Annotated in this window: 14 protein-coding genes; 3 read left to right on the forward strand and 11 right to left on the reverse strand. The window is 51.9% G+C overall.

What is annotated here, in order from left to right:
- Positions 1-455, forward strand: a 455-nt coding sequence (locus tag ACWVX6_RS04840; RefSeq protein ID WP_455152494.1) for a Gfo/Idh/MocA family protein, incomplete at its 5' end; no start/stop codon positions are given.
- A gap of 398 nt (positions 456-853) precedes the next feature.
- On the opposite strand, the gene ACWVX6_RS04845 is transcribed toward ACWVX6_RS04840, so the two are convergent.
- The 4 genes from ACWVX6_RS04845 to ACWVX6_RS04860 form a co-directional block, all read right to left on the reverse strand.
- Positions 854-2,188: an MATE family efflux transporter gene (locus ACWVX6_RS04845; RefSeq protein ID WP_455152495.1), complete on the reverse strand. Its 1,335-nt coding sequence runs from the start codon at positions 2,186-2,188 to the stop codon at positions 854-856.
- Positions 2,175-2,612, reverse strand: coding sequence for a MarR family transcriptional regulator (locus ACWVX6_RS04850; protein ID WP_158575223.1), 438 nt, complete (start codon positions 2,610-2,612; stop codon positions 2,175-2,177). Before ACWVX6_RS04850 ends, ACWVX6_RS04845 begins: the two co-directional genes overlap by 14 nt.
- Positions 2,613-2,715: 103 nt before the next feature.
- Positions 2,716-3,411, reverse strand: coding sequence for a DUF554 domain-containing protein (locus tag ACWVX6_RS04855; RefSeq protein ID WP_455152496.1), 696 nt, complete (start codon positions 3,409-3,411; stop codon positions 2,716-2,718).
- Between the two features lie 119 nt (positions 3,412-3,530).
- A complete protein-coding gene (locus ACWVX6_RS04860) occupies positions 3,531-6,968 on the reverse strand; it encodes an S-layer homology domain-containing protein (RefSeq protein ID WP_455152497.1) in 3,438 nt (1,145 codons plus the stop codon).
- A 411-nt stretch (positions 6,969-7,379) separates the two neighbouring features.
- Between ACWVX6_RS04860 and ACWVX6_RS04865 the strand changes: the two genes are divergently transcribed.
- Entirely contained in the window at positions 7,380-7,757 is a 378-nt protein-coding gene (locus ACWVX6_RS04865) for a hypothetical protein (RefSeq protein ID WP_455152498.1), read from the forward strand.
- 74 nt (positions 7,758-7,831) lie between these two features.
- Here ACWVX6_RS04865 and ACWVX6_RS04870 read toward each other — a convergent pair whose 3' ends face one another.
- Positions 7,832-8,809, reverse strand: coding sequence for a D-2-hydroxyacid dehydrogenase (locus ACWVX6_RS04870; RefSeq protein WP_455152499.1), 978 nt, complete (start codon positions 8,807-8,809; stop codon positions 7,832-7,834).
- A gap of 114 nt (positions 8,810-8,923) precedes the next feature.
- Complete coding sequence (locus ACWVX6_RS04875) at positions 8,924-9,226, reverse strand: helix-turn-helix domain-containing protein (protein WP_455152500.1); 303 nt, start codon at positions 9,224-9,226, stop codon at positions 8,924-8,926.
- A gap of 119 nt (positions 9,227-9,345) precedes the next feature.
- Between ACWVX6_RS04875 and ACWVX6_RS04880 the strand changes: the two genes are divergently transcribed.
- On the forward strand, positions 9,346-10,212 hold the full coding sequence (locus ACWVX6_RS04880; protein WP_455152501.1) for a hypothetical protein: 867 nt from the start codon (positions 9,346-9,348) through the stop codon (positions 10,210-10,212).
- 49 nt (positions 10,213-10,261) lie between these two features.
- Here the strand turns inward: ACWVX6_RS04880 and uraA are convergent, their stop codons facing one another.
- The 5 genes from uraA to nusG form a co-directional block, all read right to left on the reverse strand.
- Positions 10,262-11,524, reverse strand: a complete 1,263-nt coding sequence (gene uraA, locus ACWVX6_RS04885) for a uracil permease (protein WP_455152502.1) — start codon at positions 11,522-11,524, stop codon at positions 10,262-10,264.
- 45 nt (positions 11,525-11,569) lie between these two features.
- Positions 11,570-12,412, reverse strand: a complete 843-nt coding sequence (locus ACWVX6_RS04890) for a patatin-like phospholipase family protein (protein WP_455152503.1) — start codon at positions 12,410-12,412, stop codon at positions 11,570-11,572.
- A 179-nt stretch (positions 12,413-12,591) separates the two neighbouring features.
- Positions 12,592-13,287, reverse strand: coding sequence for a 50S ribosomal protein L1 (rplA, locus tag ACWVX6_RS04895; protein WP_118360867.1), 696 nt, complete (start codon positions 13,285-13,287; stop codon positions 12,592-12,594).
- A 98-nt stretch (positions 13,288-13,385) separates the two neighbouring features.
- Positions 13,386-13,811 (reverse strand): 50S ribosomal protein L11, encoded by a 426-nt coding sequence (gene rplK, locus ACWVX6_RS04900; RefSeq protein WP_110435834.1) that lies wholly within the window; start codon positions 13,809-13,811, stop codon positions 13,386-13,388.
- Between the two features lie 104 nt (positions 13,812-13,915).
- Positions 13,916-14,452, reverse strand: coding sequence for a transcription termination/antitermination protein NusG (nusG, locus tag ACWVX6_RS04905; RefSeq protein ID WP_110435833.1), 537 nt, complete (start codon positions 14,450-14,452; stop codon positions 13,916-13,918).
- Positions 14,453-14,467 lie beyond the last annotated feature (15 nt).

Raw genomic sequence — 14,467 nt, forward strand, 5'->3', positions numbered from 1 at the left:
CCGAGGCTGTTGAGATCTCCGCTGTTGGTTCCTGCCTCGTTAACCCGAACCTGCAGGAAGAGTCCGGTATTCCGGATGTTGACACCGCTGTTGTTACCATGAAGATGGCTAACGGCTGCATCGCTGTTATCAACAACTCCCGTCAGGCAGTTTACGGCTACGACCAGCGCGTTGAGGCGTTCGGCTCTAAGGGCATGGCTTCTGATGCCAACGACCTGCTGAACACCACCACCGTACTGACCAAGGATGGCGCTCACTCCGAGAAGCCGCTGTGGTTCTTCCTCGAGCGTTACAACCAGGCATTCATCAATCAGGTTATCTCCTTCGTTGATGCAATCAACAACGATACCCAGACTGTTGTCGGCGCTATCGACGGCCTGCGTCCGGTTCTCATGGCTAAGGCTGCTACCGAGTCCTGCCAGGCTGGCGGCGTGTTCGTCAAGGTCGGCGAGTAATTCTTCTTAGAATTTCTTTCTCCTCTCTCTATTCTAAATTAGAAAAGCAGCTCCAAATGCTTTTCATTCCCTCAAATACAACAGCAAGGCATTTTTTGAAGTGACCTCTAAAAGTCAGACAAAAATTGTTCAAGCGACCGAAAGGGCTTGCTGCCTGTGAATTACAGGCGGCAGGCCCTTTCGCTTTGCCTTGATTCTGCGGTTGCTGTAGTACAGATATGCAATGCGTTCCTGTTTGAAGTGTTCTGATGTTAGACTTCACCGCAGGGTTCGCCGACCTTAGCGCTCCGCCGTTTGCGCGCTTTTCCTTTACTCTACACCTTCATCCTATATACAATTCGTTATATTTCACCTATATATAACAAAAGAGTGCTGTTCCCTCAACAGCACTCTTTCCCTTAATACTGATACTTTTTCCGTCCCTTGACGAGAAAAAACACCGAAACCATCACGCCGAGCGCCTCTGCTACCGGAACAGCCAGCCAGATGCCGGTTTCCTGCAAAATCAGCGGCAGGAGCAGCAGCATCGCCACGAGGAACACAAGCGTGCGCGAAAACGAGATGATCGCAGACACGAGACCATCCGAGAGCGCGGTAAACAGCGAGGACGCGAAAATACTCGTGCCCATGAGCAGGAAGCTGACCGCATAAATCGGAAAGCCGTGCATGGCAATCCCATACACACTGCTGCCGCGCGGCGTAAACAGGGTCAGCGCCGGCTCGAGCGTCAGCCACGAGAGCAAATATGTGCCGAGCGAGCACGCCAGCACGAACGTTATGCAGATGCGGAAGATATGCCTCAGCTGCGGGATATTTTTCTCGCCGAATTTGTAACTGATAACCGGTGCAACGCCCATCGAGAAGCCGAAATACACCGCCGTAAACACGAACTGGAAGTACATTGCAATCGTGATGGCGGCTACACCGTCTTCGCCGCGGTAGCACATGAACAGCGTATTGAACACGAATGTGGTGATGGCGTTCGCAATGTTGCTGACCATCTCGGACGAGCCATTGCCGCACGCGGCAAGCAGAGTCTGTCCGTCGAATTTGAAGGGCACAAAGTACAAGCTTCCAGTGCGGTTTTTAGTGAAATACACCAAACCAACGATGGACGGCACGCAGTAGCCGAGGCAGGTGGCAATCGCCGCACCGGCAACGCCCATGTTCATCGGGCCCATGAACAGCCAGTCAAGCACCACGTTTGTGATGCCGCCGCCCACCGAGGTCAGCAGACCCAAGCCCGGCTTGCCTGCGGTGACGAACAATGTCTGGAAGGCAGTCTGCAGAAACAGCATGGGTGCAAACACCAGCTGAATGCGTGTATAAATACGGCAGTCTGCCCACTGCAGCTCACTCGTGCCAAGCAGACGCAGGATGGGGTTCAGAAACAGATTGCCAAACACGGCGAAAATCAGACCGATACCCAGCGCAACTGCAATCAGCATGGTGAAGTTGCGGCGCGCCTCTTCTGTTCGTCCCTCCCCCTGCCGGCGGGCGATAATAGCGCTGCCGCCCGTGCCGAGCATAATGCCGGTAGCCATCTGCAGGCAGTTGAGCGGAAACGACATATTGATGGCGGAAAGCGCGGTTGTTCCGGCAAACCGCGAAATAAACATGCCGTCCACGATGGTGTACATCGACAGCAGCATCATCATTGCAATGTTCGGCAGTGCGAATCGGAGCAGCGATGCGGCGTTGAATTTGCGCGCAAGCGCGTTATTCTGCTCCATTGCGAATCTCCTTTTCAAAAGAATCGGTAAATTTTCGGGTCATTTCCACCATCATGGCGAACTGCTCAGTGCCCATGGCAGCGGCGGCGCGTTCCTCTGCGCGATACAGACCGCCCAGCTTATCCGCTGTGTAGCGTTTGCCGGATTCGGTCAGACGCAGCGGCTTTTCCTTGCGGCCGGATACGCTCACCTTTTCCAGATAACCGGCCTGCTCCAGCTCCTGCACCACCGTATGAATTGTCTGCTTGGGCAGCAGGCACATCTGCGCGATTCCTCCTTGTGTCATCTCCGAAAACTGATCTAACATATAAAGCACCGTTACTGTACTGGGTTTCATGCCGCTGTGCTTCGCCCAGATGTCGTACAGCTCATCCTGTCGAAAAATACATGCGCACAAGTCGTTCATTTGTCTGCGAAAATCCATAATGCACCTCAATAGTCCTAAATCGTACCACTTCATTATAGTATGATTTAGGACTATTGTCAAGCAAAAGAAAAGCAGACCCGTAAAAGAGTCTGCTTCAAATTTATCCCATCAGCATGGTCCAGAGTGCGCTGAACGGCATGACGAGTATCAGCGCGGGCATGAGATCGATCAGCAGCACGGATTTGATCTTGGAGACACGAAAACCGGCCGACATAGTCAGCACGCCGCCGCACGCGGACAAATCCGCGAACATTTCCGGTGTGAGCACACCGGACAGCAGCCGTCCTGCGATAAACACGCACAGGAGAATCACGCACTGCGGCAGCGGGATAGCGCAGATGGCCTTGCCGAGCGTAGACGCGAAGATCATTGCAGTGAACAAGTCCAGCACGGACTTTGCAAACAGCAGGTTCGGATCGCCCGCGATGCCCTCAGTCAGCGTGCTGTACCACCCGAAGCCCGAGCAGCAGAACAGCGCGACCGCCGTGATGTAGAACTCCATATCAATATTATCCCCGCCGAGGTGCATGGTTTTGACCAGTCGATGAAAAAACCGGCTTGTCCAATCCTCAAGGTGCAGCAGGTGCCCGATGGTAAACCCCACCAGAATCGCCAGCACGACCGCTGTCATGCTGACCGCCTTGATGATGGAATTGATACCGATAGCGATCGAACACATGCCGAACAGCGTCGGCAGGTGCTCTTTCAGGCTGTTCGGCAGGACGTGTCCCAGTGCGGAACCGATCACGCCGCCGGCCAGCACCGAGATACAGTTGACAATTACTCCGATTGGCATAGGATTTCCTTCTTTCTCTTTCCCCTTCTCCTCTATTTCCCATTTTACCGTAGAAAAGCGTCTTTGGCAAGCAAAAAAACCGCACAGCCGAAGCTGTGCGGTTTTTGTTGCATTTTCGCTTACTTTTCCACGTTTTCGCAGAAACGCATGAGCATTGCCGCTACTTCCGCGCGGGTCGCGTAGCCCTTCGGGTCCAGCTTGCTGCCGGACTTGCCGTTCATCACGCCGGCGCCGCAAGCCCACTGGATCGCCGGGATCGCGTACTGCGAGATGGTCTGCGCGTCCGTGTAGGAGAGGATATTGGTATCCTCGCCGACAGAAACGTCATACTTCTTGTTCTGCGCGTAACGGTACAGCATAGCTGCCAGCTGCTCGCGGGTGATGTTCACCTGCGGGTTGGTGCCGTCGGATACGCCGTTCGCCTTAGCCCAGTTCATACCCTTTTCGTACCAGACAGAGCCGCCGGTGGTGTCCTCGCCGGCATGGCGTGCCAGAACCGTCATCAGCATGCCGCGGGTGGTATTAGCCTTCGGAGAGAAGGTATTCGCTGCGGTGCCGTTCATCATGCCCTTGCCGGTTACATAATCAACCGCGGAAGCGAACCAGTCGTTCGCGGAAACGTCGTTAAACGTGGTCTTAGACGGGGTTTCGGTGGCCTTAACATAGCTTACGCCAACCTTCACTGCGGAAGCAGGCATGGTGAAGGTGTAAACCGTGTCGCTCTTCTTAACGGTAGAGACCGTCTTGCCGGAGCCGTCGATAACGGTCAGCTTGTCCAGCTTGTAGCCCTTGTCCGGGGACAGGGTAATGGTGATGGTCGCGCCCTTTTCCGCGGAGGACGGAGAAGCGTTTACGCCGCCGTTGTTAACCGCCGAGGTGGTTACCTTGTAGGTCGTCTTGCCGGAGGAGCTGCCGCCGGAGGAACCGGAGGACGGCTTGGTGTAGGAGAAGGTCTCCGTTGCATCCTTGGCAACATCCTTGTTCGTGCCGTTAAACTTAACGATAATAGCAACGCCGGTGTCGTTCTTTACCTTAACAGACTTGGTGGTGTTGAAGGTCAAGTCAAGTTTATCGTTCTTTACAACGGTGATTTCGTCGCCGTCCTTCGCTGCGTTTGCAGCATCCTGCAGAGACTTGTACGCATTGCCGTTTACCTCAGCAACAACATCCGGGTTAGTCAGTGCAAAAGTGAACGGGCTGAAACCGTTGGTAGTAAACGTAATCTTGCCGGTAGTTGCATCGGCAGTTGCAACATACAGGTTAGCACCATTATTGTGGTTGATATAAACCTTTTTGCCCTTGAAAGCATCCGGCAGAGTTACCTTAACCTCAGTCGAACCAACCTTTGCATCCTGTGCAGATTTCAGAGGAACCGTTTTCTCATCAGCACCAGTCTTTGCAACTGCAATCAGGTTATACTTCGGAGCAATGTTCATAGAAACCGTATTGCTCGTGGTATCATATGCAGTTACGGTAACATCCAGGTAGGTTTCCTTTACAACGGTAACGGTAGTATCCTGCGGAATCGTGCCGTCCTGATTCAATGTAACCTTTTTGTTCTTTACAAGTTCAGTCAGAGCCTGCGCCTTGTCGTCTGCCGTAATCGGAGTGGTGTCCGTCAGCTTGGTCGGAGTTACGCTTGTGCCGACAGCCGTTGCAGCAGTTTTATCGCCTGCAGCGATTTTATCGCCCAGAGTTGCCTGAGTAGCGCCCTTTTGGGTATCAGTCTTGATTTCGTTTTCGTCCTTAACTTCAACGGTGCCAACCTTGTACTTGTAGCCGTCCTTATCACTTGCTACGCCGGTCTTGCCGGTTACGCAGTAAGCGGACGGGTCAACGTTGAAGTAGCCGCCGGAAATATAAATCTTCGGAACTTTCAGATTAGACGGGAGAGACGATGTAAACAGAGTTTGAATATTGGTAATATCAAAATTACCGTTTTTAATATTCAGAACGGCCTTATTTTCCGTCTGCTGTTCAGCAGTATCCGCTTTATCGTCCCACTCATATACCATTTTGCCCGTGATTTTGCCTGTGGTATCAACATTAACCGTTGTACCACCCGTATAACCACCGCGCGGCCAAAATGCTACATACAGACCCGTCTGGCCGTTATAAGCCAAAATATTGGAATTGCCCTTAATATTTAGAGTGCCGTTATCAACTTCATAAGCAATCTGAGCATATTGATCTTCCGTTGCATCAACAGTGAAATCTTGGAAAGTTACATCACCATAAGTATGAACGACCTGCACTAACTGATTATAATTTGCAGCTTTTAATGTACCGTTCATAAACTTTGCAGTGCTCGTCTTCAGTACACGAATACCCTGCGATACAGTACCAGTAGAACCGACTGCCGGCGCGCCAACCGTATAAGTATGACCATTAAAATCAATTACATAATTCATATAATTGTCAGTCTTATCGCTACCAATACCGCCGCCATCGCTATCCTTGAGCAGTGTAATCGTAGTCGGCTCAGACGGAGCAGCACCCTCGCCGCGCGGCAGAGCTGCGTATGCATCAACAAGGGATTTATAATAGGTATTGCCAATCTTAGCTACCGCATTGGTTTCACCCAGTCGCTCAACAGTGCCGTTATTCTGAACGTAACCCTCTGCAACATATGCAGAAACATCAGAGGAGAATGTACCGCCGGTAATGCTCGCCGTGCCAGTATAAGACGAACCATAATGGTTTTCAACCATTTTCTGCGAGCCATTGCCCGTAAATGTGCCATTATTAACAATCAGCTCGCCTACTGCTCTGTTCGCATGATATGCAGCGGTAAACAAAACCGCATCTGCGCTATCCTTAACAGAAAAAGTGCCATTAGTAATGGTAGCCTTATTCCAGTTCATGATAACGTACTGGGAAGTGTTGCTAAATGTACCACCATCAATCGTCAGGATACCACACTCATCATTTTTTACGGCATTAAGACCACCGCTAAAATTACCATCTTTAATAGTGAGATGCGATTCATCATTGCACTCAGAATCGCCACCATTGCGAATTGCACTGGAATAGCCACCACTATTTTTGACCGTAGCATTATTGATGGTCATCGTAGCACCCTTATCATTAAGGATGGTATAACAGCTATTACCGCCATCGCTATATGGGCTTAAAGTACCCTTTTCGCTTGAGCGTTCCAATGTAACACCATTATTAAGCACAACCTCACCATAGTTTACCAGAGCGCTCTTAGCGTGAGTTACATTATCAACAGTGCCCACACCGTTAATCGTCAAGGTTGCACCCTGTTCAACAGTAATGGTATGGCCGGTCTTGTTCGTCAGCTTCTTACCATTCAGGTTAAGCGTAATGTTCTGACCCTGCTGAATCGTAATATCCTCGGTATAATCCTGATCCAAGGTAACTGTGCCGGTTCCTTTAATGCCGTCAATCTGCTGCTGCGGCGTCTTGGCAGGTGCAGCTTCACTGGAACCAGTGCCGTCAGTCGGCTCAACGCCATCCGCCGCAAATGCCACCGGCGCCATGGTCAGCACCATCATCACAGCGAGAAAAGCCGATAACAATCTTCTTTTCATGTTTATCCTCCTCAAAATTATTTTTTTCCGGCAAAAGCGGTGCCGTTTCGCCCTTCCTTCGCAAAATTTGTACTTAGGAAGGTTTTGTGTCTGAGGGCGAGTACCTCAGACACAAGGGTACCCTTGTGCCTCTTATTTGCCTACATCATACCACTGTTTTACATTTTTTGCAATGCCGTTTATCACAAAATTTTGTCGATTTGGTGTCAGTTTTGCGTATTTATAACTTTTTCATCACTTTGCACAATTGGAACCGGCAGTATTTGTACATATCTTCACCGCTTGTGTTTTGCGCCCGGTTATGCTATGGTAAAAACAGTAATTTGGAAAATTTGTGTTCAACCGCTTCTGAGTCCGTTTTATCGGACACCCGATATGCGATACTCAAAGCATGAAAAGGAGGTCAGGCATATGAAAAACGACGATTACGGCTTCTACGGCAAGGGACTTGACGGCTATGTGCACTACCGGCAGGGCATGCAGGAAGCGGCGCGCAATGCACCGAATGCGTCCGGCGGCCGCCGGCCTGTCTCCGCAGAGCAGAAAACAACCGAGCCTGCACCGAAATCCGACGAATCCGGTCAGATCAGCAAGTGGATCCTGCACCATCCGCTGCATACGGCGTGCATGATCAGCTTGTTTATTGCGCTGACCTGCGTGGTTATTGAAAGCCTGGGCGAACCGTCCATCCAGTTTATGGCGGCAACGGCTGTCATCTGCGTGGTTGCCCTGATTTTCCTCGGCATAGAGGTTATCAACTTTATTATCTGGTTTTTCAAAAACTGCTGAGCACCAAAAAACGAGCCGACAGCATGGCTTTCGGCTCGTTTTCTCTTTGTTGCTATACCTGCGGGAAACGCGTATCAGTATCCCTCCGACCGGTTTACGACATTTTTCAGCGGGTTTCCGATCAAATACCGCTCCAGATTGTCCATGCAGATATGCCAGATCGTGTTCTGCACGTCCGCGCTGCCGCCGAAGCTCGGGCCTGCGATATGCGGCGTGAGCAGCACGTTCTCCATGTCCCACAGCGGACAGTCCGCCGGAAGCGGTTCGGTCTCGAACACATCGAGTGCGGCGCCGCCGAGATGGCCGTCCTGCAAAGCCGACACCAGATCGTCCGTCCCCGCCAGACTGCCGCGTCCGACATTGACCAGCACCGCGCCTGCTTTCATCGCGTGCAGACGCTCGGCCGTCAGCAGACCCGCGGTCTCGCGCGTGTTCGGAAGGCAGCCAATGACGATGTTCGCCCGCGGGAGCAGAGCGTCTAACGCACCGAGTGTATGTGCTTCGTCGAAGTCTGCCGGTACGGCCGAAACCGCTGTGCGCTTCACGCCGAGCACAGCTGCGCCAAAGACCTTCAATCGGCGGGCCACATTCGCGCCGATGTCGCCCATGCCGAGTACAAGCGCGGTCTTGCCGGAAATCGTCTCCGCATGGTCGTATTTTTGCCAGATATACGCCTGTTTATTGCTCCAATACCGTCCAAACGAGCGGTACAGCGCCACCAGACTGCCAATCGCGTACTCCGCGATGATCGTGCCGAACGCACCGGATGCATTCGCCAGCACCATGCTCCGCGGTAGATTTTCCATGCGCGTGTACTTGTCCGCGCCCGCCCAGGTCAGCTGCAGCAGACGCAGGTTTTCGGTCTGCGCCAGCTGGGCTTCACTCGGTTCACCGAAAATAACCGCAGCCGCGCGAAGCTGCTCTGCGGTCGGGTGTTCGCCGTTCTCCGCGAACGCGAACGCGCACTGCGTGCCGAATCGGGTATTTAATGTCTCGCGCATGGTCAAATCGCACTGTGCGAGCACCAAAACGGATGTTTTTTCGTTCTGCATTGTGTTTTCTCCGTTATCTGTCAGAATATTTACAATTATATAGTACGGATTTCCGGTTTTCAACAATGGGATAATAAAAAGCATCTGCATGAGCAGACACTTTTCTAATTATTTTTATAATTTCATTTCGCGGTTCTTTCTGCGCAGATAGGTCGCCAGCGCATACAGAACGCCAATATCCTCCTCGTCCAGACCTGTTAAATCCAGCGTCTGCGTTTTTGCAACACACAGCAGATAGTCTGTCGATACCTTGAAAATCTCGGATAATTCGATAATATACTGCGTACTCGGTACATTCAGGCCCAATTCCCACGCATTTACGCTCGACCGTGTGATGCCCAGCCGCTTTGCCAGCGCGGCCTGTGAGATGTTGTGGCTCTCCCGCAGCATTTTAATTCGTTCCCCTATAATCAGCATGCTATCACCTTATTATAGGGTATGCTAATCACGATGATATTACGATATCATTATGATATTTTTAATTGACATACATATTTCTTCCAGCTATACTAAAGAAGATAATAGGAGGACTGTACATGGTAATCTTACTAACGCTCTTAGTATGTCTGATCATAGCTCTCATACTCCGGGGAATCTATGCTGCCCTTCGTTCCATACTATCCAACAAGTGGCTTCATGACGAGGCACGACAGGATGTTGTACATCTGTTTAATCGAGACTTACCTAAATGGTTAGAAGCAGCTTATACCGCCTTATACCAACATTTGCAGACACAGGGCAGCAAATGTGACTGGAGCATAGAAATTACATGCCCCTCCCATGCTGTTATTGATCGATGCCGTATCAATTTTTCCGGTTCGCAAGGTATTATTCTGGACAGTGCCAATCAGCAATTACTCTATTATAAAACAAAGGATTTGCCGGAATTACATGCCCTTCAATGCACAAATGCCCACCCGTTAGAAGCATTTGAGTGTTTTTCTCTCCCCTACTCCGATATTCTCCAGGCACAGCTCATTACTTCCGCGCACGCCTATACGCAGAGGAAAACGAAAGGCGGCATTTCTCAAGGCGCCGCCGAACAGCATGCCGCCGGGCAAACGGTCTATGACAAATTAGCAATCGTTATTCAAATCAAGAATCCCAATCATCCATATATAGAATTAGACTTTTCTAATCATACCGCGGTATCTGAACTGTGGAAAATCCTTCAGACCTCTGGCATATTAGGAAATATCTTTGAAACCGAGACTAAATTCAGCATTTCATATGCAGGCTGTGATACCGATATCAAGATTCAAAAGCGTTTCTCTGCTATTCCATCGCTTCCATTTGCTCTGACGTCGATCGGACCGGCACAGTTAAATATGTTAAATCAAACCCTGCTCCATCTGGAAGCGATTGCACAAGCTGATCCGTCCGATTCCACACCTGTTTCATGATTTTCATAATAAAAAAGCGTCTGCTCACGCAGACGCTTTTTCGATTCATTTACGCATCATTCGACAGATGCAGTTTATCGAACGCATAGAACACAAGGCTCATGATCATGCCGACGATAGCAGCGAGGGTCATACCGGAGAGCGATACATCGCCCAGCGCCAGCGTCACGCCGGACAGACCGGTAACAAAGATAACCGAGGTCAGAATCATGTTGCGGTTCTTGCTGTAATCCACATGGTTGTCAACCAGAATACGCAGACCGGAGGTGCCGATCATGCCGTACAGCAGGAACGAGATACCGCCGATGACCGGACCCGGAATCGTCTGGATAAGTGCCGCCAGCGGGCCGACGAACGAGCAGATGATGCTCAGCACAGCCGCGCCGCCGATAACGCGCACGGAGTACACCTTGGTGATGGCCATAACGCCGATGTTCTCGCCGTAGGTGGTGGTCGGCACCGAGCCGATAAAGCCGGAGATCATAGTCGAGAAGTTATCCGCGAACAGCGAACGGTGCAGACCGGGATCCTTGAGCAGATCGCGGCCGATGACCTTGCCGGTAACCAGCTGATGACCGATATGCTCATTTGCGATAACCAGAATGACCGGAAGAATGATCAAAATCGCGTTGATGTCAAACTTCGGGGTCTGGAAATTCGGAATAGAGATAATGCTGGTGTGCAGCGCATCCACAATGGTCTCCATCTTGATAACGCCCGTGAACACACCCGCAATATAGCCGCAGATAATGGCGATCAAAATCGGGATAGTCGAGAAGAAGCCGCGGAACAGCACGCTGCCGAATACCGCAACGGCCAGCGTTACGAGGAACGTGATGACCGTGCCTCTCGTTACGCCACTACCGATAATACAGCCGGTTTCAGCCGCCGATCCTGCTAGCTCCAAGCCGATCAGCGCAACGACCGGGCCCATGGCTGCGGGCGGCAGAACGACGTTGATCCAGTCCGTGCCACACTTATAGATAATGAACGCGAGCACACAGCCGCACGCACCTACGACAACAAAGCCGCCGAGCGCATACTGATAACCCCAGTTTTTAATAACGATGGTCGCCGGAGCGATAAACGCGAACGACGAGCCGAGGTATGCGGGCGCCTTGCCCTTGGTGATGAGGATGAACAGCAGCGTGCCGATACCGTTCATGAACAGCACGATCGCCGGGTTCATCTTGAAGATGAACGGCACGAGCACGGACGCGCCGAACATCGCAAACATATGCTGGATGGACAGCGGCACGAGCAGGCGCGGCGGCACCTTTTCCTCTACCTGAATGATTCTGTTGCTTTGCATCGTTTTTTCATTCCCCCTAAAATATTTCTCTTTTACCAAAACCCGTCAGCGGAACAGATTTTTGATCTGCTCCATCCGGGCACACGTCATATTATACCCCATTTCATAGCCCCATTCCAGCTTTTTCACGTCTTTTTCAAAGCTGTTCAGCGATTTTTCCGGCTGAAGGAGTACGGTATCCTGCGGTTTGTTCTCCGCAAGGCGGTGACAGAAGCAAACTGTCTCGTTGTAGTGCTTGGCACGCTCAAGCAGCACCTTGGGCATTGCCGGATATTTGCGTTTCAGCCACTTTGCGGTGAACTGCACGCCGCGTCCAAGCGTTTTGCGGTAGCTTTCCGGCTGCGTAAGCACGATCAGATTGCGCTCGTTGCCGTCGTGCAGGCTGCGCAGAATCGGGATCGGGTCAGCCAGACCGCCGTCGTAATACGTTTCGCCGCCCATCTGCACCGGCGGAAAGTAGATCGGGATGGCGCAGGTCGCTCGCAGCATCGTGCACGGACGGTCCATACGCATGCCGTCGAGGTATTCGGCCTTGCCGGTCTTTGCATTGGTGACACCCACCAAATATTTACCCTGATATTTATGGAATGTGTCCCAGTCAAACGGCATAAGCTGGTTCGGGATGGTATCGAACACAAAATCCGTACCGAAGATGGAGTGGTCGTGCAGCAGGTTGCGCGCGCCGAAATAGCGCTTGTCGCCACGATACTGCCGCAGTATGTTAATGTTGCGCTCGCGCTGCCGCGAGAGATACGACGCCGCATAGGTGATGCCGGCGGACACGCCGATAACGTAATCGAACATGATGTCGTTGTCGAGCAGCGCGTCCATCACGCCGCAGGAGAATACCGGGCGGAAGGTGCCGCCTTCTAAGACTAAACCGGGCATAATTAACCTGCCTTTCCTGCTATTTTTCTGAAATCGAGAGAGTTTTCGTATTTTTCGACACACGCTGTCTGGTGCAGTAAAAATCCACGCTATTTTACAAAAAGACAGACCAACAATCGAAATCATCGGTCTGTCTTTCTGACGCTCAGCGGAAAACCGCCGAGTAAAATGCTATTGAATTAGCCGATCATCTTTGCGGTGCTTACCTTGATGCCGGGGCCCATGGTAGAAGCAACAACGCAGGAACGAACGTACTGACCCTTTGCAGCAGCCGGCTTAGCCTTGATGATAGCACCCATCAGAGCGTCGAAGTTGTCCTGCAGCTTCTCAGCGCCGAAGGAAGCCTTGCCGATCGGGCAGTGGATGATGTTGGTCTTGTCAAGACGGTACTCGATCTTACCAGCCTTGGACTCCTGAACAGCCTTGGTAACGTCCATAGATACGGTACCAGCCTTCGGGTTCGGCATCAGGCCCTTAGGACCAAGCACGCGGCCCAGACGGCCTACAACGCCCATCATGTCCGGGGTAGCGATAACTACGTCGAACTCAAAGAAGTTCTCCTTCTGGATGCGCTCCATCAGGTCCTCTGCACCAACGATGTCTGCGCCTGCAGCCAGAGCCTCGTCAGCCTTTGCGCCCTTAGCGAATACAGCAACGCGAACCTGCTTGCCGGTGCCGTGGGGCAGAACGATAGCGCCGCGAACCTGCTGGTCAGCGTGACGGGAGTCAACGCCCAGCTTTACGTGCAGCTCGATGGTCTCATCGAACTTAGCCTTCGCGGTGGAAACAACGGTGGAAAGCGCTTCAGCCGGATCGTACTGCTTGGTGCGGTCGATCGTCTTTGCGCTGTCTACATACTTTTTACCTTTATGCACAATAAATCCTCCTTAAGTGGTTAAGCGGGAACTTGAATAACCCTCCCACTGTATGCGGCAGATAGCCGCAGCTTCGTACAACAAATAAAAACCGGAGATTACTCCTCGACGGTGATACCCATCGAACGGGCGGTGCCCGCGATCATGCTCATAGCAGCCTCGAGAGAAGCGGCGTTCAGGTCGGGCATCTTGGTCTCTGCGATCTTCTGGCAGTCAGCCTTGGACAGCTTTGCAACCTTGGTCTTGTTCGGTACAGCAGAACCGGACTCGATGCCGCAAGCCTTCTTGATCAGAACCGGCGCCGGAGGCGTCTTGGTAACGAAGCTGAACGAACGGTCAGCATAAACCGTAATGATAACCGGAATGATCATGCCGGCATCGTTCTTGGTGCGCTCGTTGAATTCCTTGGTGAAAGCCATGATGTTTACACCGTGCTGGCCGAGAGCCGGACCTACCGGGGGAGCCGGGGTTGCCTTGCCTGCGGGAATCTGGAGCTTGATATAACCTACTACTTTCTGTGCCATGTTGAAAGGTTCCTCCTTCAAAAAATGTGGTGGCTGGCGAGTTCCTAATTGGCACGGAACTCTCCCACTTGCCGTAAATGCGGAAATCTATCTTCCGCTCATTGTCACTCGTCGAGAGTTTCAACCTGATCGAGCTCAAGCTCGACAGGGGTTTCGCGGCCGAACATGGAAACGGTTACGTTTACCTTGTTCTTATCCGGCTCAACCGACGATACAACGCCGATAAAGCCTGCCAGCGCGCCGTCGATAACGCGAACACTGTCGCCTGCGGCGTAGTTTACCTCGATCTCGCGCTTTTCCACGCCCATTGCGATGATCTCTTCCTCAGTCAGCGGAATCGGCTTAGAGCCGCCGGACTTGTCCTGACCCAGAAAACCGGTGCAGCCGCGCGTATTGCGGACCAGATACCAGGTTTCATCGGTCATGATCATCTTAACGAGCACGTAGCCCGGGTACAGCTTGCGCTCTACCTCGCGGCTTTTGCCGTCCTTTACCTCAACGACCTTCTCGGTCGGGATGTTGACGGCTTGGATCAGGTCATGCAGCTTGCGGTTTTCGACCGCTTTTTCGATCGAAGAGGCTACCTTGTTTTCGTAGCCGGAGTACGTATGAACAACGTACCATTTTGCAGCGTCTGACATTGTTGCCTCCTTTTA

Source organism: Butyricicoccus sp., from assembly GCF_977037065.1.